Source organism: Citrobacter sp. EC_71 (assembly GCF_019584005.1).
GTDB lineage: Bacteria > Pseudomonadota > Gammaproteobacteria > Enterobacterales > Enterobacteriaceae > Citrobacter > Citrobacter werkmanii.
Map to the genome: position 1 here is coordinate 44,854 of NZ_VDAY01000007.1, position 23,781 is coordinate 68,634.

Consider the following 23,781-nt stretch of genomic DNA (forward strand, 5'->3'; position numbering starts at 1 on the left):
AGTTTAGTAAGAAATAAAAGTAAGGGGAGTCCATGAAATTTTTCGACTGAACGAAACGTGAGATTTTTGTTTTAGATCAATAAAAACAAGCAGATGTATTTTTCTGTTATTTATCCATTCACATTAAGAATCAGTAATACGAATCGATCGTCCAGAAAGCGCCTCAGCCCTCTGATTGCGCCGATTGACAATGTTTTTAGCAGTGGCATGATGCGCATGAAATTTGAGCTTCCTCACGGTTTTTATTCATGTCCATCTATACCCGTCCCGTCATGCTGCTGCTGTGCGGGCTGCTTCTGTTGACCCTGGCGATCGCCGTGTTAAACACGCTCGTCCCGCTTTGGCTCGCCCATGAAAATCTGCCAACCTGGCAGGTAGGTATGGTGAGTTCGTCCTACTTTACCGGTAATTTGGTAGGGACGTTGCTGACCGGGTATCTAATTAAACGCCTTGGTTTTAACCGCAGCTATTACATCGCCTCGTTTATTTTTGCCGCGGGCTGTGTTGGACTGGGGATTATGGTTGGATTCTGGAGCTGGATGACCTGGCGCTTCATTGCCGGCGTTGGCTGCGCCATGATTTGGGTGGTAGTGGAAAGTGCGCTGATGTGCAGTGGGACTTCGCGCAATCGCGGACGTTTGCTTGCCGCCTATATGATGATCTATTACGTGGGGACGTTTTTAGGGCAATTGCTGGTCAGTAAAGTATCAACAGAACTGATGAACGTGCTGCCGTGGGTGACGGGAACCATCCTGGCTGGGGTTCTGCCGCTGCTCTTTACGCGGATTGCCAATCAGCAGGGTAATGAACAGCACTCCACCCCTATTGTATCGATGCTGAAGCTGCGACAGGCGCGTCTGGGCGTTAATGGCTGCATTATTTCCGGGATTGTTCTGGGCTCTTTGTACGGCCTGATGCCGCTGTATCTGAACCATCAGGGAGTGAGCAATGCCAGCATTGGTTTCTGGATGGCAGTTTTGGTTAGCGCCGGTATTCTGGGGCAATGGCCGATTGGCCGCCTGGCGGACAAACTGGGACGCCTGCTGGTTTTACGCGTCCAGGTCTTTGTGGTTATCGTCGGGAGTATTGCTATGCTGAATCAGGCGGCGATGGCCCCCGCATTATTTATGTTGGGTGCGGCAGGTTTTACTCTCTATCCGGTCGCGATGGCATGGGCCTGTGAAAAGGTGGAACATCATCAACTGGTGGCCATGAATCAGGCTTTGCTATTAAGCTATACCGTTGGCAGTCTGCTTGGCCCGTCGTTTACCGCTATGCTGATGCAGAATTATTCAGATAGCTTGCTGTTTATCATGATTGCCAGCGTATCGTTTATTTATTTACTGATGCTGCTGCGCAAGACGGGCCACACGCCCAATTCTATCGCGCATATTTGACCTGTTTTAACAGAATACGAACAGGTACTGGTCGGGTTGGGATTGATTTTCCCGCTGCTGGCGAGAAGAGGGCATTAAGAAGGCGTTAGGTGGGTAACAGGTTTGTTACCCACCTGGAGACTTAATACATAACTTTATGACCATACTGCTCGAGAATGCCTTTTACGCGCTCCATGGTCTCTTTCTTCGGTGGTTTGACGCCATCCAGTTTGTACTCTTCGCCCATTGCCACCCATTTGTGTTTGCCCAGCTCGTGGTAAGGCAGCAGCTCAATTTTTTCAACGTTACCCATATCGCGGGTAAATTCGCCGAGGCGGTGTGCGGAGTCATCGTCATCAGACCAGCCAGGTACGACAACATAGCGGATCCACACTTTGATGTCTTTGTTTGACAGGTAACGCGCGAACTCCAGCGTACGATGGTTAGATACGCCGACCAGATTCTGATGGATTTCATCGTTCATCTGTTTGAGGTCGAGCATGACCAGGTCGGTGACTTCCAGCAGCTCATCGATCACCGGATCGTAGCGGCGAACAAAACCGTTGGTATCCAGACAGGTATGAATACCTTCTTTTTTACAAGCGCGGAACCAGTCACGTACGAACTCAGCCTGCAGGATAGCTTCGCCGCCAGACGCCGTCACGCCGCCGCCGGATGCGTTCATAAAGTGGCGATAGGTCACCACCTCTTTCATTAATTCGTCGACAGTGACTTCTTTACCGCCGTGCGTATCCCATGTGTCACGGTTATGGCAATACAGGCAGCGCATCAGGCAGCCCTGGAAGAAGGTAATAAAACGGATGCCCGGGCCGTCTACAGTGCCACAGGATTCAAAGGAGTGAATGCGACCAATAACTGACATTGCGGTGTTTCTCCAGATGTGGCCCATCCGGGGCCTGTGTTAGTGCACAGTTATTAACTGTGTCGAGTCTGTTTTGGCTGCTATCCATAAGTATAGATAGCAGCCAAAGCAGGCTATTAAAAAGGCCCCACTTACGTGGAGCCTTTATTGTACGCTTTTTAAAGTACGATTTCAGTCAAAACCAATTACATGGTCTGAGTGAAAGTACGAGTAATAACGTCCTGCTGCTGTTCTTTAGTCAGGGAGTTAAAACGTACTGCGTAGCCAGAAACGCGGATGGTCAGCTGCGGATATTTTTCCGGATGTTCCATCGCATCCAGCAGCATTTCACGGTTCATGACGTTCACGTTCAGGTGCTGACCACCTTCGATGGACGCTTCGTGGTGGAAGTAACCATCCATCAGACCTGCCAGGTTAGTCTTACGAACTTCGTCGTCTTTACCCAGTGCGTTCGGAACGATAGAGAAGGTATAAGAGATACCATCTTTAGCGTAAGCAAACGGCAGTTTAGCAACGGAAGTCAGAGAGGCAACAGCACCTTTCTGGTCACGACCGTGCATTGGGTTAGCACCCGGTCCGAACGGCGCGCCAGCACGACGACCGTCTGGGGTGTTACCCGTTTTCTTACCATACACCACGTTAGAGGTGATGGTCAGAACAGACTGAGTCGGGATAGCGTTACGGTAAGTAGTCAGTTTTTGAATTTTCTTCATGAAACGTTCTACCAGGTCAACCGCCATGTCATCTACACGAGAGTCGTTGTTACCAAACTGCGGGTATTCGCCTTCGATTTCGAAGTCGATAGCCAGACCGTCTTCGTCACGAATCGGTTTAACTTTCGCATATTTGATTGCAGACAGGGAGTCAGCAGCAACGGACAGACCAGCGATACCACACGCCATGGTGCGGATAACGTCACGGTCGTGCAGCGCCATCAGAGAGGCTTCGTAGCTGTACTTGTCGTGCATGTAGTGGATAACGTTCAGCGCGGTGACGTACTGTTTAGCCAGCCAGTCCATGAAGTGATCCATGCGGTCCATCACTTCGTCGAAGTTCAGAACGTCGCCTTTGATCGGTTCAGATTTAGGACCAACCTGCATTTTCAGTTTTTCATCAACGCCGCCGTTGATTGCGTACAGCATGGTTTTCGCCAGGTTTGCACGCGCACCGAAGAACTGCATTTGTTTACCAACAACCATCGGGCTTACGCAGCAAGCGATAGCGTAATCGTCGTTGTTGAAGTCCGGACGCATCAGGTCATCGTTCTCGTACTGCAGAGAAGAGGTGTCGATGGACACTTTAGCGGCGAATTTCTTGAAGTTCAGAGGCAGTTTTTCAGACCACAGAACGGTGATGTTCGGCTCCGGAGAAGGACCCATGGTGTACAGGGTGTTCAGGAAGCGGAAGCTGTTTTTGGTAACCAGAGTACGGCCATCAACACCCATACCACCGATAGATTCAGTTGCCCAAATCGGGTCACCGGAGAACAGTTCATCATATTCCGGAGTACGCAGGAAGCGAACCATACGCAGTTTCATGACCAGGTGGTCAATCATTTCCTGAGCGTCTTGTTCAGTGATTTTGCCTGCTTTGATATCACGTTCGATGTATGCATCCAGGAAGGTAGATACGCGACCGAAGGACATTGCTGCGCCGTTCTGAGATTTAACCGCGGCCAGGTAGCCGAAGTAAGTCCACTGGATAGCTTCCTGAGCGTTGGTAGCCGGACCAGAGATATCGCAGCCATATTTCGCTGCCATTTCTTTGATCTGACCCAGCGCGCGGTGCTGTTCAGCGATTTCTTCACGCAGACGGATAGTCGCTTCCAGGTTTACGCCGTTTTCCAGGTCAGACTGCAGGGAAACAAACTGTGCGTATTTGTCTTTCATCAGGAAGTCGATACCGTACAGCGCAACGCGACGGTAGTCACCGATGATACGGCCACGGCCATACGCATCTGGCAGACCAGTCAGAACACCGGATTTACGGCAGTTCAGAATGTCTTTGGTATAAACATCGAATACGCCCTGGTTGTGGGTTTTACGGTATTCGGTGAAGATTTTTTTCAGCATCGGGTCCAGTTCGCGATTGTACGCTTTGCAGGAACCTTCAACCATTTTGATGCCGCCGAACGGAATGATCGCACGTTTCAGCGGAGCTTCAGTCTGCAGACCAACAATTTTCTCCAGCGCTTTGTTGATGTAGCCAGCGTCGTGAGAAGTGATGGTAGAAGCAACGGAGGTGTCAAAGTCAACAGGCGCGTGAGTGCGGTTTTCCTGTTTAACGCCTTCCATTACGCTGTCCCACAGCTTGGTGGTCGCGTCAGTAGCGCCAGCCAGGAAGGACTCGTCACCCTCATACGGAGTGTAGTTTTTCTGAATGAAGTCACGTACGTTTACTTCATTCTGCCAGTCACCTTTGGTAAAACCTTCCCAGGCTGTGGCTAACTTTTCATTAAGCTCGGACATGTAACACCTACCTTCTTAAGTGGATTTTTTATTTACTGCGTGTAATGAGCATCAACAGATTAATGATGATCGTTACCACGCAGGTAAATGACCCAGTATGTCAACCCGACCAACAAACCGCCGCCGATAATATTACCGATCGTAACCGGAATCAGGTTATCGGTGATGAAATTCATCACGGTCAGGTGAGAAAAATTCTCCGGAGAAGAACCGACAGCGGTCCAGAATTCCGGGGTGGCGAAATCGCGTATTACAATACCCATAGGGATCATAAACATGTTTGCGATACTGTGCTCAAAACCGCTGGCAACAAACATTGCGACCGGTAATACCATGATAAACGCTTTGTCCATCAGGCTGCGACCTGAGTAGCTCATCCATACGGCCAGACACACCATCAGGTTAGCCAGAATACCGAGGCTTACCGCCTCAACAAAAGTATGATGCACTTTGTGGTCGGCTGTTTGCAGGACGTTGAGTCCCCACGCGCCGTTGGCGGTCATATACTCGCCGGAAAGCCACATAAGTAACACGAAGATCAGGGCGCCAATCAGGTTGCCGACATAAACGTTAAGCCAGTTTTTAGCCAACTGTCCCCAGGTAATACGACCACTGGCTTTAGCAACAACAATCAGTACGGTTGAGGTGAAGAGGTCTGCACCGCAGATAACACAAAGAATCAACCCCAGGGAAAAGCAGATACCACCTATTAATTTTGCCATGCCGAAGGGCATAGTACCGGTACCGGTAGTGGCGGTGATATAGAAAACAAAGGCAATTGAAATGAATACACCGGCAGTAATTGCCAGATAGAACGTCTTAAGCGGATGTTTCGTTGCTTTATAGACGCCTGCTTCTTCGGCAACTTTGGCCATTGCAGCAGGAAGTAAAAGATCAAAAGGGTTGTCAGCTTTCACACTAACTCTCTCTTTATTAAGTCGGCGACGAGATACTAACAAAGCATTATAGATGAGAATTTGATATAGATCATATCTCGCCTGGCTTATAGGCCCGCAAGACGCATGGTTTTTATGCGATTACGGAGTAACTTGTTGATTATCAAAATAAAAATAAATTTTAAAAATTATAAAGTGAGTTGAATTTTTTCTTTCAGCCTCCTGTTGGACGGTTAATTAATATGGAGTAATTGAGATAAAAAGCCACATTAATAAGCTATTTTTTTTAATATCAACCACTAATATTTAACCTTGCTTTTACATTTATTTTTTGATTTGACCAAAATAAAAAACAGGGCGCTTAAAGCGCCCCGTAATATAGCCCAGACAATACATTTAGCCTACTTAACGCAGGCTGTTTGGCACTATTTTGACCAGTGCGCTGCTTTCGCGCGCTGCAGTTTTTCATAGGCTTTCAGCAGAGACTGATGCGCCGGGAACGCGTGCAGATCGCTGTCTACTGGTTGAAGACCATAAAATGCGGCTTCACCACTCAATGCCGCACTTGCCGCTTCAACCGCATCGGCGCCGTACATGCGGACAAACGCGTTCAAATATTGCAGCGGCTGACGCTCCTCTTCCTGCGACAATAGCAGCAGCGTTTGCAGGCAACGGTAGTAGTTTGCACGTTCAGCGCTAAACACGGAGGCGTTGAATTCCATCGTCCATTCTGTCCATACCAGCGCTTGCTCCAGGTCACCACCGGCCAGCGCCAGCATCACTTTAAGCTCGCCAATGCGCAGAGTGTACCAACCGTTATCCGCACCGGTCGCCAGACCAAGCAGTTCGCGTACGCGGGTGAAGTCGTCAAAACCTTCTTCATCCAGTTGCTCGAGCAGATTGAGATAGTCTTCTTTATCCCACTCACTGCCAGGCAGAGAGAGGATTGTTTCGCGCAGATGGGCACCCATTGCGTTGTTGGCTAACCACAGATCTTCAGCCGGATAGATGTCAGACATGCCCGGAACGATAATGCGGCAGGCATATACCCCCAGATGTTCGTAGTCGGCGATATACACTTCTTTATCTTCTTGCTTGAAGATGGCCATCAGGGTGGCGAACTCTTCTTCCGTAGTGCCGGAGAAATTCCAGTCAACGAACGGATAATCAGCATCCTGCTTGAACAGATCCCAGGAGATCAGACCGCTGGAATCAATGAAGTGGGTTTCAAGGTTAGTGTGTTCAGCCACTTCTTCATCGTCGAAGGTCGGCGGGGTGAAGACATCAAGATCTTTCAAACCACGACCCTGCAGCAGTTCGGTAACGGTACGCTCCAGCGCAACACCGAAATCCGGGTGCGCGCCGAAGGACGCAAAGCAGGTACCGTTGGCCGGGTTGAACAGGACAACGCAAATCACCGGGTACTTGCCGCCCAGCGAGCCATCGTAGGCGAAAATCGGGAAACCTTCCGCTTCCAGTTTGGCGATAGACTCCACTACCGCCGGGTAGCGCGCCATCACCTCGGCCGGGATTTCCGGCAGACTAATGCTTTCCGCGATAATGCGGTTCTTCACATAACGTTCAAAGACTTCAGACAGGCCCTGAACGCGCGCTTCATTAGGCGTGTTACCCGCAGACATGCCGTTAGAAACGTACAGGTTGCCGATAATATTCATCGGAATATAGACGGTCTGGTTATCAGATTGACGGGTAAACGGCAGGCCGCAGACGCCACGATCTTCATTACCGGATTGCAGATCGATAAGCATGCTTCCGGTCAATTCGTTCTCTGGATCGTAAAACGCGCGCAGACGCGCATCCAGCAGACCTTCCGGCACGTCGTCGTCTTCCGTCAGCGGGAACCATTTTTCGTTCGGATAATGCACGAACGGGCCGTTGGCGACGGTTTCGCCCAGCCAGAAATCCGCAAAGAAGTAGTTCGTAGACAGACGCTCAAAATATTCACCCAGCGCGGAGGCCAGCGCCGCTTTTTTCGTCGCGCCTTTACCATTGGTAAAGCATAGCGCGCATTCTTTGTCGCGAATATGCACAGACCAAACGTTAGGCACAGGGTTCAACCATGAGGCTTCTTCAATCTGAAAACCAAGGTCGAGTAATTTTTGCTGGAAGCGAGCGATGGAGTCTTCCAGAGCGGCATCTTTGCCGGGAATAAATGTTTGCGTCATGAAAATCACTTTTGTCGTACGGAAAGCGCGCAATGATACGGGTTTTCAATGAACGGCGCTATCGCCGCCGGAGCCCAGGCGTAAATAAAACTATTGGCTATGCTTTCACACAGTCAACAATGTTAAGAGCACAAAATGAAAGCATTCGATTTACAGCGTATGGCACTGGATAAGGTGCCAATGGAGTTTCTTGGTGAGGTTGCGCTGCGCAGTCTCTATACCTTTATATTGGTTTTTCTGTTTTTAAAGCTTACAGGGCGGCGTGGCGTACGGCAGATGTCGCTTTTTGAAGTGCTGATTATTCTTACGCTGGGCTCTGCGGCGGGCGATGTTGCGTTTTATGACGATGTGCCGATGATTCCGGTGCTGGTGGTTTTTATTACCCTGGCGCTGCTTTATCGTCTTGTCATGTGGCTGATGTCACACAGCGAAAAGCTGGAAGATCTACTGGAAGGCAAGCCAGTGGTCATCATTGAAGACGGTGAATTGTCATGGTCAAAGCTTAATCGCGCCAATATGACGGAATTCGAATTCTTTATGGAGCTGCGTTTGAACGGCGTAGAGCAACTGGGGCAGGTGAAACTCGCTATTCTGGAGACGAATGGGCAGATCAGCGTTTACTTCTTTGCCGATGAAGACGTAAAACCGGGACTCAGTATCCTGCCTAAACATTGTACACAGCGATTTAAGGTGGTGCCTGAAACAGGCGACTATGCATGTGTACGGTGTAGTGAAGTGGTGCAAATGAGCGCGGGGGATCATCAATTATGTCCGCGCTGCGCAAATCCAGAATGGTCGAAGGCCAGTCGGGCAAAACGGGTCACCTGACAGCGAAAATATCGGTTTTTGTCCGTCAATCCGATAGATTCTGTTGTGTGATCGATGACTCATTTTTACCCCAGCCAGTTTTACCCATTGCGGCGCGTGTCACTGAATGATAAAACCGATATCCACAGGAATAACTTATACCCAATGTCTGTCGCAGGATTATCGTCAATGACAGGATGTTGATTGGATAACAACACAACGTGGTGAGGGGAAATGGCTCAGGTCTTCAATTTTAGTTCAGGTCCGGCAATGCTACCGGCGGAAGTACTTAAACTGGCTCAACAGGATCTTCGCGACTGGAACGGTCTTGGCACGTCGGTAATGGAAATTAGCCACCGGGGTAAAGAGTTTATCCAGGTTGCAGAGGAAGCAGAGCAGGATTTTCGCGATCTTCTCAGCATCCCCTCCAACTATAAAGTGTTGTTCTGCCATGGCGGTGGTCGCGGGCAGTTCGCGGGTATCCCGTTAAATATTCTGGGCGATAAAACCACCGCGGATTACGTCGATGCCGGTTATTGGGCCGCCAGCGCAATTAAAGAAGCGAAAAAATACTGCACGCCAAACGTTATTGATGCCAAAGTCACCGTGGACGGCCTGCGTGCTGTTAAGCCGATGAGTGAATGGCAACTTTCTGATAACGCGGCATACCTGCACTATTGCCCGAACGAAACCATCGATGGCATTGCGATCGATGAAACGCCGAATTTTGCCAGCAACGTTGTGGTCACGGCGGATCTGTCCTCCACCATTCTTTCCGCACCGCTTGACGTTAGTCGTTATGGCGTAATTTATGCCGGGGCACAGAAAAATATCGGCCCGGCCGGTCTGACGATTGTCATCGTCCGTGAAGATTTACTGGGCAAAGCGCATGTCTCATGCCCGTCAATCCTCGACTATACCGTGCTGAATGACAACGATTCCATGTTCAATACGCCGCCAACCTTTGCCTGGTATCTGTCTGGTCTGGTCTTTAAGTGGCTGAAAGAGCAGGGCGGTGTTAGTGCGATGGATAAAATTAACCAGCAAAAAGCAGAGCTGTTGTATGGCGTGATCGACAACAGCGACTTCTATCGTAACGATGTCGCGAAGTCGAACCGTTCACGTATGAACGTCCCGTTCCAACTGGCTGACAGCGCCCTGGATAAACTCTTCCTGGAGGAGTCTTTCGCTGCGGGGCTGCATGCACTGAAAGGCCATCGTGTGGTCGGCGGTATGCGTGCGTCTATCTATAATGCGATGCCGCTTGAAGGCGTAAAAGCACTGACCGATTTCATGGTCGATTTCGAACGCCGCCGCGGTTAATCTGCTGTACTTTTCATCCCCACAGCCCGCCTGTGGGGTTTTTATATCTGTTTTGAGAGTTGAGTTTCATGGAATCCCTGACGTTACAACCCATTGCGCGGGTGGATGGCACCATCAATCTGCCTGGATCCAAAAGTGTATCTAACCGCGCTTTGCTGCTGGCCGCATTAGCAAATGGCACCACTGTTCTGACCAACCTGCTGGACAGCGACGATGTCCGTCATATGCTCAATGCACTGAATGCGTTAGGGATTAGCTATACCCTTTCCGCCGATCGCACCCGCTGCGAGATTATCGGCAACGGTGGCGCATTACATGCCGAAGGGGCAGTGGAACTGTTTCTTGGCAATGCCGGAACCGCTATGCGTCCACTGGCCGCTGCGCTGTGTCTGGGCAGTAATGACATCGTGTTGACGGGCGAACCGCGCATGAAGGAGCGTCCGATTGGCCATCTGGTTGATGCGTTGCGCCAGGGGGGGGCCAGCATTGAGTACCTGGAGCAGGAAAACTATCCTCCGCTTCGTCTGCGCGGTGGTTTTAGCGGTGGTCAGGTTGAGGTGGACGGCAGCGTATCCAGCCAGTTCCTCACTGCGCTACTGATGACTGCACCGTTGGCACCGCAAGATACGACGATCGTCATTAAGGGCGAGCTGGTATCCAAACCTTATATTGATATCACCCTGAATCTGATGAAGACGTTTGGTGTTGAAATTGAGAATCAGAACTACCAGCGCTTTGTTGTGCAGGGGCAGCAGCAGTATCAGTCACCGGGCGCCTATCTGGTTGAGGGCGATGCTTCTTCTGCTTCATACTTCCTCGCGGCGGGCGCCATTAAAGGCGGTACAGTGAAAGTCACTGGCATTGGCCGCAACAGTATGCAGGGCGATATTCGCTTCGCTGATGTACTGGAAAAAATGGGCGCGACCATTACCTGGGGCGATGACTTTATTGCCTGTACTCACGGTGAACTGAACGCTGTGGATATGGATATGAACCATATTCCCGACGCGGCGATGACTATTGCCACGACCGCGCTGTTTGCTAAAGGCACCACAATCCTACGCAACATCTACAACTGGCGCGTCAAAGAGACCGACCGTCTGTTTGCGATGGCGACGGAATTACGCAAAGTGGGCGCGGAAGTTGAAGAGGGGCATGACTTCATCCGCATCACACCACCAGCGACGCTGAAGTTTGCGGATATCGCAACCTATAACGATCACCGTATGGCGATGTGTTTCTCGCTGGTGGCGCTGTCTGATACCCCTGTCACCATTCTTGACCCCAAATGTACCGCCAAAACTTTCCCGGATTATTTCGAACAGTTGGCGCGTATTAGCGCGCCGGCCTGATTTTATTGCCGCACTATCAGGTGCGGCACATTCTGTCATCCCTGATTGTCTATTTCTTCTACACTCAGCTTCAATGATTCTGCATTTTTCACACAAAGATAACGATCGTTGCCGTTGGCGCGTATAATGCGCGGCGTTCACGTTAACGTATGCCCGTTTAAGGAGAAAAAGATGACGGCAATTGCCCCGGTTATTACCATTGATGGCCCAAGCGGTGCAGGTAAAGGCACCTTGTGCAAAGCAATGGCGGAAGCATTGCAATGGCATCTGTTAGATTCAGGCGCGATCTATCGCGTACTGGCGCTCGCAGCGTTACATCACCATGTTGATGTCACCTCTGAAGATGCTCTGGTACCGCTTGCCTCACATCTGGATGTGCGTTTTATCTCAACGGACGGCAACCTGGAAGTCATTCTGGAGGGTGAAGATGTTAGCGGCGAAATCCGCACTCAGGAAGTGGCGAATGCCGCATCCCAGGTGGCTGCTTTTCCCCGCGTGCGCGAAGCGCTTCTACGTCGTCAACGCGCATTTCGCGAAGCGCCAGGCCTGATTGCCGACGGACGCGATATGGGGACCGTCGTGTTCCCGGATGCGCCGGTGAAAATTTTTCTGGACGCCTCCTCGCACGAACGTGCGCATAGACGTATGCTACAGTTGCAGGAGAAGGGCTTTAGTGTTAACTTTGAACGCCTTTTGGCCGAGATCGAAGAACGCGATTACCGCGATCGTAATCGTGCTGTAGCGCCGCTGATTCCTGCTGCTGATGCTTTAGTTTTGGATTCAACCCGATTAAGCATTGAGCAAGTGATTGAAAAAGCGTTACAATATGCGCGCCAAAAACTGGCACTCGCTTAAGTGCGACCGAATTTGCAGTACCCCCGTTGCAATGGACTGACAGCGGGTATGTTAAACAACCCCATCCGGCATGGAGCCAGGTGGACGTTAAATATGAAACCTGAAGATTAAACATGACTGAATCTTTTGCTCAACTGTTTGAAGAATCCTTAAAAGAAATCGAAACCCGTCCGGGTTCCATCGTTCGTGGTGTTGTTGTTGCTATCGACAAAGACGTAGTACTGGTTGACGCTGGTCTGAAATCTGAGTCCGCCATTCCGGCAGAGCAGTTCAAAAACGCCCAGGGCGAGCTGGAAATCCAGGTTGGTGACGAAGTTGACGTTGCTCTGGATGCAGTAGAAGACGGCTTCGGTGAAACCCTGCTGTCCCGTGAGAAAGCTAAACGTCACGAAGCTTGGATCACGCTGGAAAAAGCTTACGAAGAAGCTGCAACCGTTACTGGTGTTATCAATGGCAAAGTCAAGGGTGGCTTCACTGTTGAGCTGAATGGTATTCGCGCGTTCCTGCCGGGTTCCCTGGTAGACGTTCGTCCGGTCCGCGACACGCTGCACCTGGAAGGCAAAGAGCTTGAGTTCAAAGTCATCAAGCTGGATCAGAAGCGTAACAACGTTGTTGTTTCCCGTCGTGCCGTTATCGAATCCGAAAACAGCGCAGAACGCGATCAGCTGCTGGAAAACCTGCAGGAAGGCATGGAAGTTAAAGGTATCGTTAAGAACCTCACTGACTACGGTGCATTCGTTGATCTGGGTGGCGTTGACGGCCTGCTGCACATCACCGACATGGCATGGAAACGCGTTAAGCATCCGAGCGAAATCGTAAACGTTGGCGACGAAATCACTGTTAAAGTGCTGAAGTTCGACCGCGAGCGTACTCGTGTATCTCTGGGCCTGAAACAGCTGGGCGAAGATCCATGGGTAGCTATCGCTAAGCGTTATCCGGAAGGTACCAAACTGACCGGTCGCGTGACCAACCTGACCGACTACGGCTGCTTCGTTGAAATCGAAGAAGGCGTTGAAGGCCTGGTTCACGTTTCCGAAATGGATTGGACCAACAAAAACATCCACCCGTCCAAAGTTGTTAACGTTGGCGATGTAGTGGAAGTTATGGTTCTGGATATCGACGAAGAACGTCGTCGTATCTCCCTGGGTCTGAAGCAGTGCAAAAACAACCCATGGCAGCAGTTCGCGGAAACCCACAACAAGGGCGACCGTGTTGAAGGTAAAATCAAGTCTATCACTGACTTCGGTATCTTCATCGGCCTGGACGGCGGCATCGACGGCCTGGTTCACCTGTCTGACATCTCCTGGAATGTTGCAGGCGAAGAAGCAGTACGTGAATACAAAAAAGGCGACGAAATCGCAGCAGTTGTTCTGCAGGTTGACGCAGAGCGTGAGCGTATCTCTCTGGGCGTTAAACAGCTCGCAGAAGATCCGTTCAACAACTGGGTTGCACTGAACAAGAAAGGCGCAATCGTAAACGGTAAAGTCACTGCAGTTGACGCCAAAGGCGCAACCGTAGAACTGGCTGACGGCGTTGAAGGTTACCTGCGCGCTTCTGAAGCTTCCCGTGACCGCGTTGAAGATGCAACTCTGGTTCTGAGCGTAGGCGACGACGTTGAAGCTAAATTCACCGGCGTTGATCGTAAGAACCGTGCAATCAGCCTGTCTGTTCGTGCTAAAGACGAAGCTGATGAGAAAGATGCAATCGCGACTGTTAACAAACAGGAAGATGCAAACTTCTCTAACAACGCAATGGCTGAAGCTTTCAAAGCAGCTAAAGGCGAGTAATATCGAGTTCTCTAAATCCTTTGTGCCGTTAACAGCACAAAGGGTGACGAGTAGCTTGACAGATTACAGGATTCGTCCTGTAATCAATGACAAAGGGCGGCTACGGCCGCCCTTAATCAATGCAGCAGCTAATTATGCCTTTAAGGAACCGGAGGAATCATGACCAAGTCAGAATTGATTGAAAGACTTGCAACCCAGCAACCTCATATTCCCGCGAAAGCGGTTGAAGATGCAGTAAAAGAGATGCTGGAACATATGGCCTCGACTCTTGCGCAGGGCGAGCGTATTGAAATCCGCGGTTTCGGCAGCTTCTCTTTGCATTACCGCGCACCTCGCACCGGACGTAATCCGAAGACCGGCGATAAAGTGGATCTGGAAGGGAAATACGTTCCGCACTTTAAACCAGGTAAAGAACTGCGCGATCGCGCCAATATTTACGGTTAAGTTTTTAGCGAGACTTAACGCCGAGAAAAGCACCTGTATGGGTGCTTTTTTCATTTCTGCAGGTTCATACTGGAATCCTCATCCCAGTTAATTCGCACGTTACATCCGCTGCTAAATATCAGCGGAACGCGTGCCGTATAACAGTAAATTGTCGCCAGACAACCGTTGAGTATTACTGCACACTTCCCGCAACAGGGAGGTATTGATGAAAATAACAACGGTGAGTACGTGTGCATTGTGCGGCATTCTCCCTCTGATGCTATTACCCGCGCTGCCTGAAATGCTGAGCATCGGCGTTGTATTTTGTCTGGCATGCCTGCTCTGTCTTTTTCCCCACAAACATATGCGTCTCGCCGGATTAACCGTGCTGTTTTTTCTTTGGGGAATAATGGCGGCGAAAGATGCGCTTTGGGCGGGTAATACGCTTCCTGCTAAAAATCAGCAGGCAATCGTGCGCATAACCGGAACCGACAATATGACTACGCACTACGGTCAGATCACGCACCTGCAGGGGCGGCGAATCTTTCCAGCGCAAGGAATTGTTCTGTATGGGCAGTACCTGCCCGGCGACGTTTGCGCGGGCCAGACATGGGCGATGACGCTTAAAGTTCGCGCCGTACACGGCCAATTGAACGAGGGGGGATTTGACAGTCAACGTTATGCGTTAGCACAGCATCAGCCGCTGACGGGACGGTTCTTGCAGGCTTCGGTCATCGCGCCACAATGTAGCTTACGTTCGAAGTATCTCTCTTCGTTGAAAATCCAGCTCGCCAACTATCCCTGGCAGCAGGTCATACTGGGTCTGGGAATGGGGGAGCGCCTGTCCGTGTCACAAGAGGTAAAAGCCATTATGCGTGATACCGGCACGGCGCATTTGATGGCTATCTCCGGGCTGCATATTGCGTTTGCCGCACTTCTGGCGGGAGGACTGATTCGCGGTGGACAATTTTTTATGCCAACCAAATGGATTTGCTGGCAGGTTCCGTTGGTTGGCGGGATTATCTGTGCGACATTCTATGCCTGGTTAACGGGGCTTCAGCCTCCTGCATTGCGCACGATAGTCGCGCTGATGGTCTGGGGGGCGCTGAAGCTAAGCGGCAGGCAGTGGAGCGGATGGTCGGTCTGGGTCTGTTGTCTCGCAGCCATCGTGGTGGCGGATCCTCTCGCTATTCTGTCACAGAGTCTGTGGTTATCTGCTTTTGCCGTCGCGGCGCTGATATTCTGGTATCAGTGGGTACCTTTACCTGCCTGGTCTCTCTCTCGCATTGGACGCATACTGCTGGCCCTAGCGCATCTGCAACTGGGGATCACGATTCTGCTTCTGCCTGTGCAAATTTCGATGTTTCACGGCATCAGCCTGACTTCATTGGTGGCTAATTTATTTGCCGTACCGCTGGTCACGTTTGTTTCCGTACCGCTGATATTAGCCGGCATGCTGGTGCATTTAACCAGTCTGGGAGGGCTGGAATCGGGACTGTGGTATTTAGCCGATCGCTCTCTGGCGCTGTTATTTTGGGGACTTAATGCTCTGCCTCAGGGCTGGATCAATATAGATGCTCGCTGGCAATGGCTTGCATTGGCACCTGGGCTGATGCTCATCGCATGGCGACTGAATGCCTGGCGTACTCTACCGATGCTTTGTTTCACAGTGCTATTTTTGCTGAGTGAACCGCTCTGGCGGGCGCCACGCACGGATGCATGGCAAGTGCATATGCTGGACGTCGGGCAGGGACTGGCGATGGTGATCGCCCGCAATGGGAAAGCGATTCTATATGATACGGGTCTGGCATGGCCTGAGGGAGATAGCGCGCAGCAATTGATCATTCCCTGGTTACGCTGGCACAACCTCAAGCCAGAAGGGATAATTTTAAGCCACGAGCATATGGATCACCGGGGTGGGTTGCGCTCGCTGCAACAAGCGTGGCCATTCTTATGGATAAGAAGCCCACTAGGCTGGAAAGGTCATCTCCCGTGTTTTCGCGGGGAACGCTGGCAATGGCAAGGATTAACGTTCAGTGCACACTGGCCCCTGCGCGGAAATAAAGCGCGGGGGAATAACCAATCCTGCGTGGTTAAAGTCGATGACGGATACCAGAGTATTCTTCTGACCGGTGATATTGAGTCTCCCGCTGAACAAAAAATGCTAAGTCACTACTGGTCGCATCTGCAGTCAACCGTTATGCAGGTTCCACACCATGGCAGCAATACTTCGTCATCACTGGCGCTGATTCAGCGTGTTGGCGGACAGGCGGCGTTGGCCTCGGCATCCCGTTACAATGCCTGGCGACTGCCATCCTTGAAGGTGAAGCGGCGCTATCGGCAACAAGATTATCAATGGCTTGACACGCCACATCAGGGGCAGATTACGCTGGATTTTTACCCACAAACCTGGCAAATGCGCAGCATGCGGGATCAGATTTTACCCCGTTGGTATCATCAGTGGTTTGGCGTGTCGGAGGATAACGGGTAGAATATGCGGCTATTCTAACAAATGCTGGTTTTTTGAATGCATAACGATAAAGATCTCTCTACGTGGCAGACGTTTCGCCGACTATGGCCAACCATAGCGCCTTTTAAATCGGGTCTGATCGTGGCGGGTATAGCGTTAGTCCTTAACGCGGCCAGCGATACCTTCATGTTATCGCTCCTCAAGCCATTACTGGATGATGGTTTTGGTAAAACTGACCGCTCGGTGCTGCTGTGGATGCCGCTGGTGGTCATTGGGCTGATGATAGTTCGTGGTTTAACCAGCTATGTCTCCAGCTATTGTATCTCATGGGTGTCGGGCAAAGTGGTTATGACCATGCGCCGTCGCCTGTTTGGTCACATGATGGGCATGCCAGTCTCCTTTTTCGATAAACAGTCTACAGGTACGTTGCTGTCACGTATTACCTATGATTCAGAGCAGGTAGCGTCATCGTCTTCCGGCGCGCTGATCACCGTGGTACGTGAAGGGGCCTCAATTATTGGCCTGTTCATCATGATGTTCTATTACAGCTGGCAGCTGTCATTGATTCTGATAGTACTGGCGCCAATTGTATCAGTGGCGATTCGTGTGGTTTCTAAGCGCTTTCGTAGCATCAGTAAAAACATGCAAAACACCATGGGGCAGGTTACGACCAGTGCGGAGCAGATGCTGAAAGGCCACAAAGAAGTTCTGATTTTTGGTGGGCAGGAAGTCGAAACTAAACGCTTTGATAAAGTCAGCAACAAGATGCGTTTACAGGGTATGAAGATGGTTTCCGCCTCTTCTATCTCCGATCCTATCATCCAGTTGATTGCGTCTCTGGCTCTGGCCTTCGTGTTATATGCAGCCAGTTTCCCAAGCGTCATGGAAAACCTGACGGCAGGGACCATTACCGTTGTCTTCTCGTCAATGATCGCGCTGATGCGTCCGTTGAAATCGCTAACTAACGTCAACGCGCAGTTCCAGCGTGGTATGGCGGCATGCCAGACCTTATTCACGATTCTGGATAGCGAACAGGAGAAAGACGAAGGTAAACGCGTTATCGAACGCGCTACCGGCGATCTGGAATTCCGCAATGTGACCTTTACTTATCCGGGACGTGAAGTCCCTGCGCTGCGTAACATCAACCTGAATATTCCGGCGGGTAAAACCGTCGCTCTGGTTGGTCGTTCGGGTTCAGGTAAATCTACCATCGCCAGTCTGATCACGCGCTTCTACGATATCGATGAAGGGCAGATTCTGATGGACGGACACGATCTGCGCGAATATACCCTGGCATCCCTGCGCGATCAGGTTGCTTTGGTTTCGCAGAATGTGCACCTGTTTAACGATACGGTCGCGAATAACATCGCCTACGCGCGTACCGATTTATACAGCCGTGAGCAGATTGAAAAAGCGGCGCAGATGGCCTATGCCATGGATTTCATCAATAAGATGGATAATGGTCTGGATACGGTGATTGGTGAAAACGGCGTATTGCTTTCCGGCGGACAGCGTCAACGTATCGCTATCGCCCGTGCCTTACTGCGTGACAGTCCGATCCTGATCCTTGATGAAGCTACGTCGGCTCTTGATACTGAATCTGAACGCGCGATTCAGGCTGCACTGGATGAGCTACAGAAAAACCGTACTTCTCTGGTCATTGCACACCGTCTTTCTACCATTGAGCAGGCGGACGAAATCATCGTGGTGGAAGACGGGGTGATTGTTGAGCGCGGAACCCATAACGAGCTGATTGAGCAACGCGGCGTGTATGCGCAATTACACAAAATGCAATTTGGTCAATGATCGCACGTATCTGGTCTGGTGAATCGCCGCTGTGGCGCTTATTACTTCCACTCTCCTGGCTGTATGGTCTGGTGAGTGGGGGGATCCGCTTATGCTACAAACTTGGACTCAAGCGCGCATGGCGTGCGCCGGTACCAGTAGTCGTAGTGGGAAACCTTACCGCAGGCGGGAACGGTAAAACGCCGGTGGTGATTTGGCTGGTTGAACGACTACAACAACGTGGTATCCGCGTGGGCGTGGTTTCTCGTGGTTATGGTGGAAAAGCCGCGGCTTACCCGCTGTTGTTGACAATAGATACTACGACTGCAGAAGCGGGCGATGAACCAGTGCTCATCTACCAGCGTACAGGCGTGCCTGTAGCGGTCTCTCCGAACAGAGCGGATGCGGTAAAAGCCATTTTGGCGCATCATGATGTGCAGATTATTGTGACGGACGATGGTCTACAGCATTATCGTCTGGCGCGAGATGTTGAAATCGTGGTGATTGACGGCGAACGTCGGTTTGGCAATGGCTGGTGGCTTCCGGCCGGTCCAATGCGGGAACGCGCAGGTCGGCTTAAATCGGTGGATGCGACAATCGTTAACGGTGGCAGTCCGCAGCCGGGGGAAATCCCCATGCGACTTGAACCAGGGCTGGCCGTTAATTTACGCACGGGTGAACGTCGTGATGTGGCAAAGCTAAGCAATATTGTTGCCATGGCGGGTATTGGCCATCCGCCCCGTTTTTTTGCCACGCTTGAAGCGTGCGGAGCCAAACCACAAAAATGTATTGCGCTGGCAGATCATCAATCTCTGACCTACAGTGACGTCAGTGCGTTTTCAGACGCAGGGCAAACGCTGGTGATGACGGAAAAAGATGCGGTTAAATGCCGCGCATTTGCTGATGATAACTGGTGGTATTTACCCGTGGACGCACATTTGTCAGGCGAACGGCCTGATATGTTGCTGGATAGCTTAATCTCGCTGACTCGCTAACGGATTCAAGCTGCGGCAGCGAATCATTTATGAGGTCATAAATGTCGTTGCCGCACCTTTCTCTGACGGATGCTCGTCATCTTCATCTTGCCGTCCAAGGGCTGCTGAAAAAAACACGCCGCCAGGCATCTCCTGCCGATATTCTTGCCACCATTTCGCGCATGTCTTTATTGCAAATCGATACCATTAATATTGTGGCGCGTAGTCCTTACCTGGTGCTGTTCAGTCGATTGGGTGATTATTCCCCGCAATGGCTGGATGACTCGCTACGGCAGGGTGAGCTGATGGAGTACTGGGCGCACGAGGCCTGCTTTATGCCGCGCAGTGACTTTATGCTGATACGCCACCGCATGCTGACGCCGGAGAAGATGGGCTGGAAATATAAAGCGGCGTGGATGACAGAACATGCCCATGAGATTGAGCAGTTGCTCCAGCATATCCACCATAACGGGCCGGTACGCTCAGTCGATTTTGAACATCCCCGTAAGGGAGCCAACGGCTGGTGGGAATGGAAGCCGCATAAGCGACACCTTGAAGGACTGTTTACTGCCGGGAAAGTGATGGTGGTGGAGCGGCGTAATTTCCAGCGAGTCTATGATTTAACCCATCGCGTCATGCCGCACTGGGATGATGAACGTGACAGGCTTTCACAAGAGGAAGCCGAAATTATCATGCTGGATAACAGCGCCCGTAGTCTGGGGATTTTTCGCGAACAGTGGCTGGCAGACTACTATCGCCTGAAGCGCCCGGAGTTAAAAAACTGGTGTGATGTGCGCAAGGAGCAGCAACAAATTATCCCGGTCGACGTTGAAGGGCTGGGAACCCTGTGGTTGCATAGCGATCTTCAACCGCAGCTTGAGCAGGCACTGGGGGGGAAATTAACGGCAACGCATAGCACGGTTTTATCACCGTTTGATCCGGTGGTCTGGGATCGCAAACGGGCAGAGCAGCTATTCGATTTTAGCTATCGGCTGGAATGTTATACGCCAGCAACGAAACGTCAGTACGGTTATTTTGTCCTGCCGTTGCTGCATCGTGGACAGTTAGTGGGGCGGATGGATGCCAAAATGCACCGTAAAACAGGTGTGCTGGAGGTGATTTCGCTATGGTTACAGGATGGGGTCAAACCTGGCGTTACTTTGCAAAAAGGGTTGTTCCAGGCGATTGATGATTTTGCCCGTTGGCAGCAGGCAACGCGCGTGACGCTGGGGCGCTAACCTGAAGGTTTATTTGCTGGCGCACGTCATGGTTGGGAAATAGCCCCAGCCCGTTAAGCGATTATGTTAATATTTACGGATTCACAATCCGGTCCATCTGGAGGAACTATGGATCATCGTCTGCTTGAAATCATTGCCTGCCCGGTATGCAATGGCAAACTCTGGTTTAACCAGGAAAAACAGGAACTGATTTGTAAACTGGATAACCTTGCTTTCCCACTGCGTGATGGCATTCCCGTTTTACTGGAAACTGAAGCCCGCGTTCTGACTGCGGATGAGAGTAAATCATGAGTTTTGTGGTCATTATTCCTGCGCGTTATGCGTCTACACGTTTGCCGGGCAAGCCGCTGCTGGATATCAACGGCAAGCCGATGATCGTGCATGTGCTGGAGCGTGCGCGTGAATCTGGCGCTGAGCGCATTATCGTTGCCACCGATCATGAAGATGTCGCTCGTGCGGTAGAAGCGGTGGGAGGGGAAGTTTGCATGACCCGGGCCGATCACCAGTCGGGTACCGAGCGTCTGGCGGAAGTCGTCGAGAAATGTGGCTTTAGCGATGATACCGTTATTGTGAACGTTCAGGGTGATGAGCCGATGATCCCAGCGGTCATTATTCGTCAGGTGGCCGAAAATCTGGCGCAACGCCAGGTTGGCATGGCGACCCTTGCGGCTCCCATTCATAGTGCGGAAGAAGCATTTAATCCGAATGCGGTTAAAGTCGTTCTGGACAACGAAGGCTATGCGCTCTATTTTTCACGCGCAACCATCCCCTGGGATCGTGACCGTTTTGCCAAAAGCCTGGAAACGGTAGGCGATACCTTCCTGCGTCATCTGGGGATTTACGGTTATCGCGCCGGTTTTATTCGCCGCTATGTTAACTGGCAGCCCAGCCCGCTTGAGCATATTGAAATGCTGGAGCAACTGCGTGTGCTGTGGTACGGCGAAAAAATTCACGTGGCCGTCGCTAAAGAAGTACCGGGTACTGGCGTAGACACTGCCGAGGATCTTGAGCGCGTTCGCGCCGAAATGCGTTAGTTTTTCTCATGGCACTCCCCCCATGATGCCGCGTATTTTTGGGAGGAGTGTCGTATCGTTACGTTTTCCCTGTGCTTTTCTTTTCATCAATTGATCTCATCCGGGTGACATCTGTCTGCGCGACGCTCATTATGAAAGCAGTAGCTTTTATGAGGGCAATCTGAAATGGAACAGTTGCGTGCCGAACTCAGCCATCTGCTGGGTGAAAAACTCAGTCGTATTGAATGCGTGAATGAAAAAGTGGATACCGCTCTGTGGTCATTGTACGACAGTCAGGGCAATCCGATGCCGCTGATGGCGAGAAGTTTCACCACGCCGGGGATGGCGCAGCAGCTGGCATGGAAAACCTCCATGCTGGCGCGCAGTGGCACGGTACGTATGCCGGTCATTTATGGCGTCTTAACGCATGAGGAGCATCCCGGTCCTGATGTGCTCTTGCTTGAGCGTCTACGCGGCGTGCCGGTGGAAGCGCCTGCCCGAACGCCCGAGCGCTGGGAACATTTAAAAGATCAAATCGTAGAAGGGTTGCTGTCATGGCATCGGCAGGATAGCCGCGGCTGCGTGGGAGCGGTGGATAACACGCAAGAGAATATCTGGCCGTCCTGGTATCGCCAGCGTGTCGAGGTATTGTGGAGCACGTTGAATCAGTTCAACAATACTGGGCTGACGATGCAGGACAAGCGGATTCTGTTCCGCACCCGTGAATGTTTACCCGACTTATTTGCCGGATTTAATGATAACTGCGTGCTGATCCACGGCAATTTCAGTTTACGCAGCATGCTCAAAGATGCTCGTAGCGATCAGCTTCTGGCGATGGTGGGACCGGGCTTGATGCTATGGGCGCCAAGAGAATATGAATTGTTCCGCTTAATGGACAATGCGCTGGCGGAGAGCCTGCTTTGGCAATATCTGCAACGCGCGCCAGTGGCGGAGTCATTCATCTGGCGGCGCTGGTTGTATGTGTTATGGGATGAGGTGGCGCAACTGGTCAATACCGGACGCTTTAATCGTGCCAACTTTGATCTGGCGACAAAATCACTGCTGCCGTGGCTCGCCTGACTATCCGGCCTGGAATTCTGCGCTGAATCTGTAGGCCTGATAAGAGGCAACATTTCTGTCAATGTTCCGTTCCTTTCAGCCACTGCCAGATGCGTCCCAGCGTTTCGTATCCGACACGATCGCTGTGCATTAACCAGACGGGCGAGGGAATTGCCCGCTCCCATGGATTAAGCGGGGAATCAATCGCTAACTGATTGGCAGGTGCTGGCAGCGGGTGTAGCCCGGCCTGCTGGAAGAAAATCATGGCACGCGGTAAGTGCGACGCGGAGGTCACCAGCAGAAACGGTGCGTTGCCGATGGCCTGCTTTACTGCCACTGCTTCTTCTTCAGTATCTTTGGGTTGATCCAGCGTGATGATGTCACCCGGCGGCACCCCCAGCGACTGTGCTACGCGGGCGCCAGCTTCCGCGGTACTAACGTTATTCGTTTTTGCGGCGGCACCGGTAAAGATAAGCTTCGACCCTGGATTCGCGCGCCATAGGCGAATACCTTCATTCAAGCGTGGAAGGCTATTGCTAATCAGGTTTGAGCTCGGCGCCCACTGTGGGTTCCAGGTATATCCTCCGCCCAGCACCACAACATATTCTACTTTTTGCGTATCCTGCCAGGTGGGATAGCTATCCTCAATAGGTTTCAGCAAGCTGTCGGCGACGGGTTGCAAGCTCAGGAGTAATAGCGCCAGCCAACTCAGGCTGATACACACTTTCCCTGTTTTTTGAAAGCGGCTAAACCAGACCAGCGCCAGGCCAATACCCATCATCGTTAGCATCAGCGGAAGCGGCAGCATCATACCGCCAATCACTTTCTTCAGCGTAAAAAGCATCCTTTTTGGTTCCTTTTTTAACCATACAGCAGGGGATCTGCA

Annotated in this window: 19 protein-coding genes; 14 read left to right on the forward strand and 5 right to left on the reverse strand. The window is 51.3% G+C overall.

Going from position 1 to position 23,781, the window contains the following annotated elements:
• Positions 1–248: 248 nt before the first annotated feature.
• On the forward strand, positions 249–1,397 hold the full coding sequence (locus tag FHD02_RS09340; protein ID WP_042309480.1) for an MFS transporter: 1,149 nt from the start codon (positions 249–251) through the stop codon (positions 1,395–1,397).
• 121 nt (positions 1,398–1,518) lie between these two features.
• Here the strand turns inward: FHD02_RS09340 and pflA are convergent, their stop codons facing one another.
• The 4 genes from pflA to ycaO form a co-directional block, all read right to left on the reverse strand.
• Entirely contained in the window at positions 1,519–2,259 is a 741-nt protein-coding gene (pflA, locus tag FHD02_RS09345; protein WP_003035751.1) for a pyruvate formate lyase 1-activating protein, read from the reverse strand.
• A gap of 185 nt (positions 2,260–2,444) precedes the next feature.
• Complete coding sequence (gene pflB / locus FHD02_RS09350) at positions 2,445–4,727, reverse strand: formate C-acetyltransferase (protein WP_006685273.1); 2,283 nt, start codon at positions 4,725–4,727, stop codon at positions 2,445–2,447.
• Between the two features lie 59 nt (positions 4,728–4,786).
• On the reverse strand, positions 4,787–5,644 hold the full coding sequence (focA, locus tag FHD02_RS09355; RefSeq protein ID WP_032939923.1) for a formate transporter FocA: 858 nt from the start codon (positions 5,642–5,644) through the stop codon (positions 4,787–4,789).
• Positions 5,645–6,048: 404 nt separating this feature from the next.
• Positions 6,049–7,809, reverse strand: coding sequence for a 30S ribosomal protein S12 methylthiotransferase accessory factor YcaO (ycaO, locus tag FHD02_RS09360; RefSeq protein WP_137359930.1), 1,761 nt, complete (start codon positions 7,807–7,809; stop codon positions 6,049–6,051).
• A 135-nt stretch (positions 7,810–7,944) separates the two neighbouring features.
• On the opposite strand from ycaO, the gene FHD02_RS09365 reads away from it, so the two are divergent.
• The 13 genes from FHD02_RS09365 to FHD02_RS09425 all read left to right on the forward strand — a co-directional run bounded on the left by FHD02_RS09365 (position 7,945) and on the right by FHD02_RS09425 (position 22,916).
• On the forward strand, positions 7,945–8,637 hold the full coding sequence (locus FHD02_RS09365) for a DUF421 domain-containing protein (protein WP_038639302.1): 693 nt from the start codon (positions 7,945–7,947) through the stop codon (positions 8,635–8,637).
• 213 nt (positions 8,638–8,850) lie between these two features.
• On the forward strand, positions 8,851–9,939 hold the full coding sequence (gene serC, locus FHD02_RS09370) for a 3-phosphoserine/phosphohydroxythreonine transaminase (RefSeq protein ID WP_137349300.1): 1,089 nt from the start codon (positions 8,851–8,853) through the stop codon (positions 9,937–9,939).
• Between the two features lie 68 nt (positions 9,940–10,007).
• Entirely contained in the window at positions 10,008–11,291 is a 1,284-nt protein-coding gene (aroA, locus tag FHD02_RS09375) for a 3-phosphoshikimate 1-carboxyvinyltransferase (protein ID WP_220393824.1), read from the forward strand.
• 171 nt (positions 11,292–11,462) lie between these two features.
• Positions 11,463–12,146 (forward strand): (d)CMP kinase, encoded by a 684-nt coding sequence (cmk, locus tag FHD02_RS09380; protein WP_061381864.1) that lies wholly within the window; start codon positions 11,463–11,465, stop codon positions 12,144–12,146.
• A 113-nt stretch (positions 12,147–12,259) separates the two neighbouring features.
• The gene (gene rpsA / locus FHD02_RS09385; protein ID WP_003035776.1) at positions 12,260–13,933 is read left to right on the forward strand and encodes a 30S ribosomal protein S1; all 1,674 of its coding nucleotides are present in this window, start codon (positions 12,260–12,262) and stop codon (positions 13,931–13,933) included.
• 159 nt (positions 13,934–14,092) lie between these two features.
• Positions 14,093–14,377 (forward strand): integration host factor subunit beta, encoded by a 285-nt coding sequence (gene ihfB, locus FHD02_RS09390; RefSeq protein WP_003035780.1) that lies wholly within the window; start codon positions 14,093–14,095, stop codon positions 14,375–14,377.
• A gap of 205 nt (positions 14,378–14,582) precedes the next feature.
• On the forward strand, positions 14,583–16,847 hold the full coding sequence (locus FHD02_RS09395; RefSeq protein WP_137359933.1) for a ComEC family protein: 2,265 nt from the start codon (positions 14,583–14,585) through the stop codon (positions 16,845–16,847).
• Positions 16,848–16,883: 36 nt separating this feature from the next.
• The gene (gene msbA / locus FHD02_RS09400; RefSeq protein ID WP_042309449.1) at positions 16,884–18,632 is read left to right on the forward strand and encodes a lipid A ABC transporter ATP-binding protein/permease MsbA; all 1,749 of its coding nucleotides are present in this window, start codon (positions 16,884–16,886) and stop codon (positions 18,630–18,632) included.
• Positions 18,629–19,606 (forward strand): tetraacyldisaccharide 4'-kinase, encoded by a 978-nt coding sequence (lpxK, locus tag FHD02_RS09405; protein ID WP_137359934.1) that lies wholly within the window; start codon positions 18,629–18,631, stop codon positions 19,604–19,606. Before msbA ends, lpxK begins: the two co-directional genes overlap by 4 nt.
• 41 nt (positions 19,607–19,647) lie before the next feature.
• A complete protein-coding gene (locus FHD02_RS09410) occupies positions 19,648–20,823 on the forward strand; it encodes a winged helix-turn-helix domain-containing protein (protein ID WP_220393825.1) in 1,176 nt (391 codons plus the stop codon).
• A 108-nt stretch (positions 20,824–20,931) separates the two neighbouring features.
• The gene (gene ycaR, locus FHD02_RS09415) at positions 20,932–21,114 is read left to right on the forward strand and encodes a protein YcaR (RefSeq protein WP_003035793.1); all 183 of its coding nucleotides are present in this window, start codon (positions 20,932–20,934) and stop codon (positions 21,112–21,114) included.
• A complete protein-coding gene (gene kdsB, locus FHD02_RS09420) occupies positions 21,111–21,857 on the forward strand; it encodes a 3-deoxy-manno-octulosonate cytidylyltransferase (RefSeq protein ID WP_042309444.1) in 747 nt (248 codons plus the stop codon). Before ycaR ends, kdsB begins: the two co-directional genes overlap by 4 nt.
• A 165-nt stretch (positions 21,858–22,022) precedes the next feature.
• Entirely contained in the window at positions 22,023–22,916 is an 894-nt protein-coding gene (locus FHD02_RS09425; RefSeq protein ID WP_137359936.1) for a YcbJ family phosphotransferase, read from the forward strand.
• A gap of 58 nt (positions 22,917–22,974) precedes the next feature.
• Here FHD02_RS09425 and elyC read toward each other — a convergent pair whose 3' ends face one another.
• Positions 22,975–23,739 carry an envelope biogenesis factor ElyC gene (gene elyC, locus FHD02_RS09430; protein ID WP_137359937.1) on the reverse strand — a complete coding sequence of 255 codons (765 nt, stop codon included), beginning with the start codon at positions 23,737–23,739 and terminating at the stop codon, positions 22,975–22,977.
• Positions 23,740–23,781: the final 42 nt, after the last annotated feature.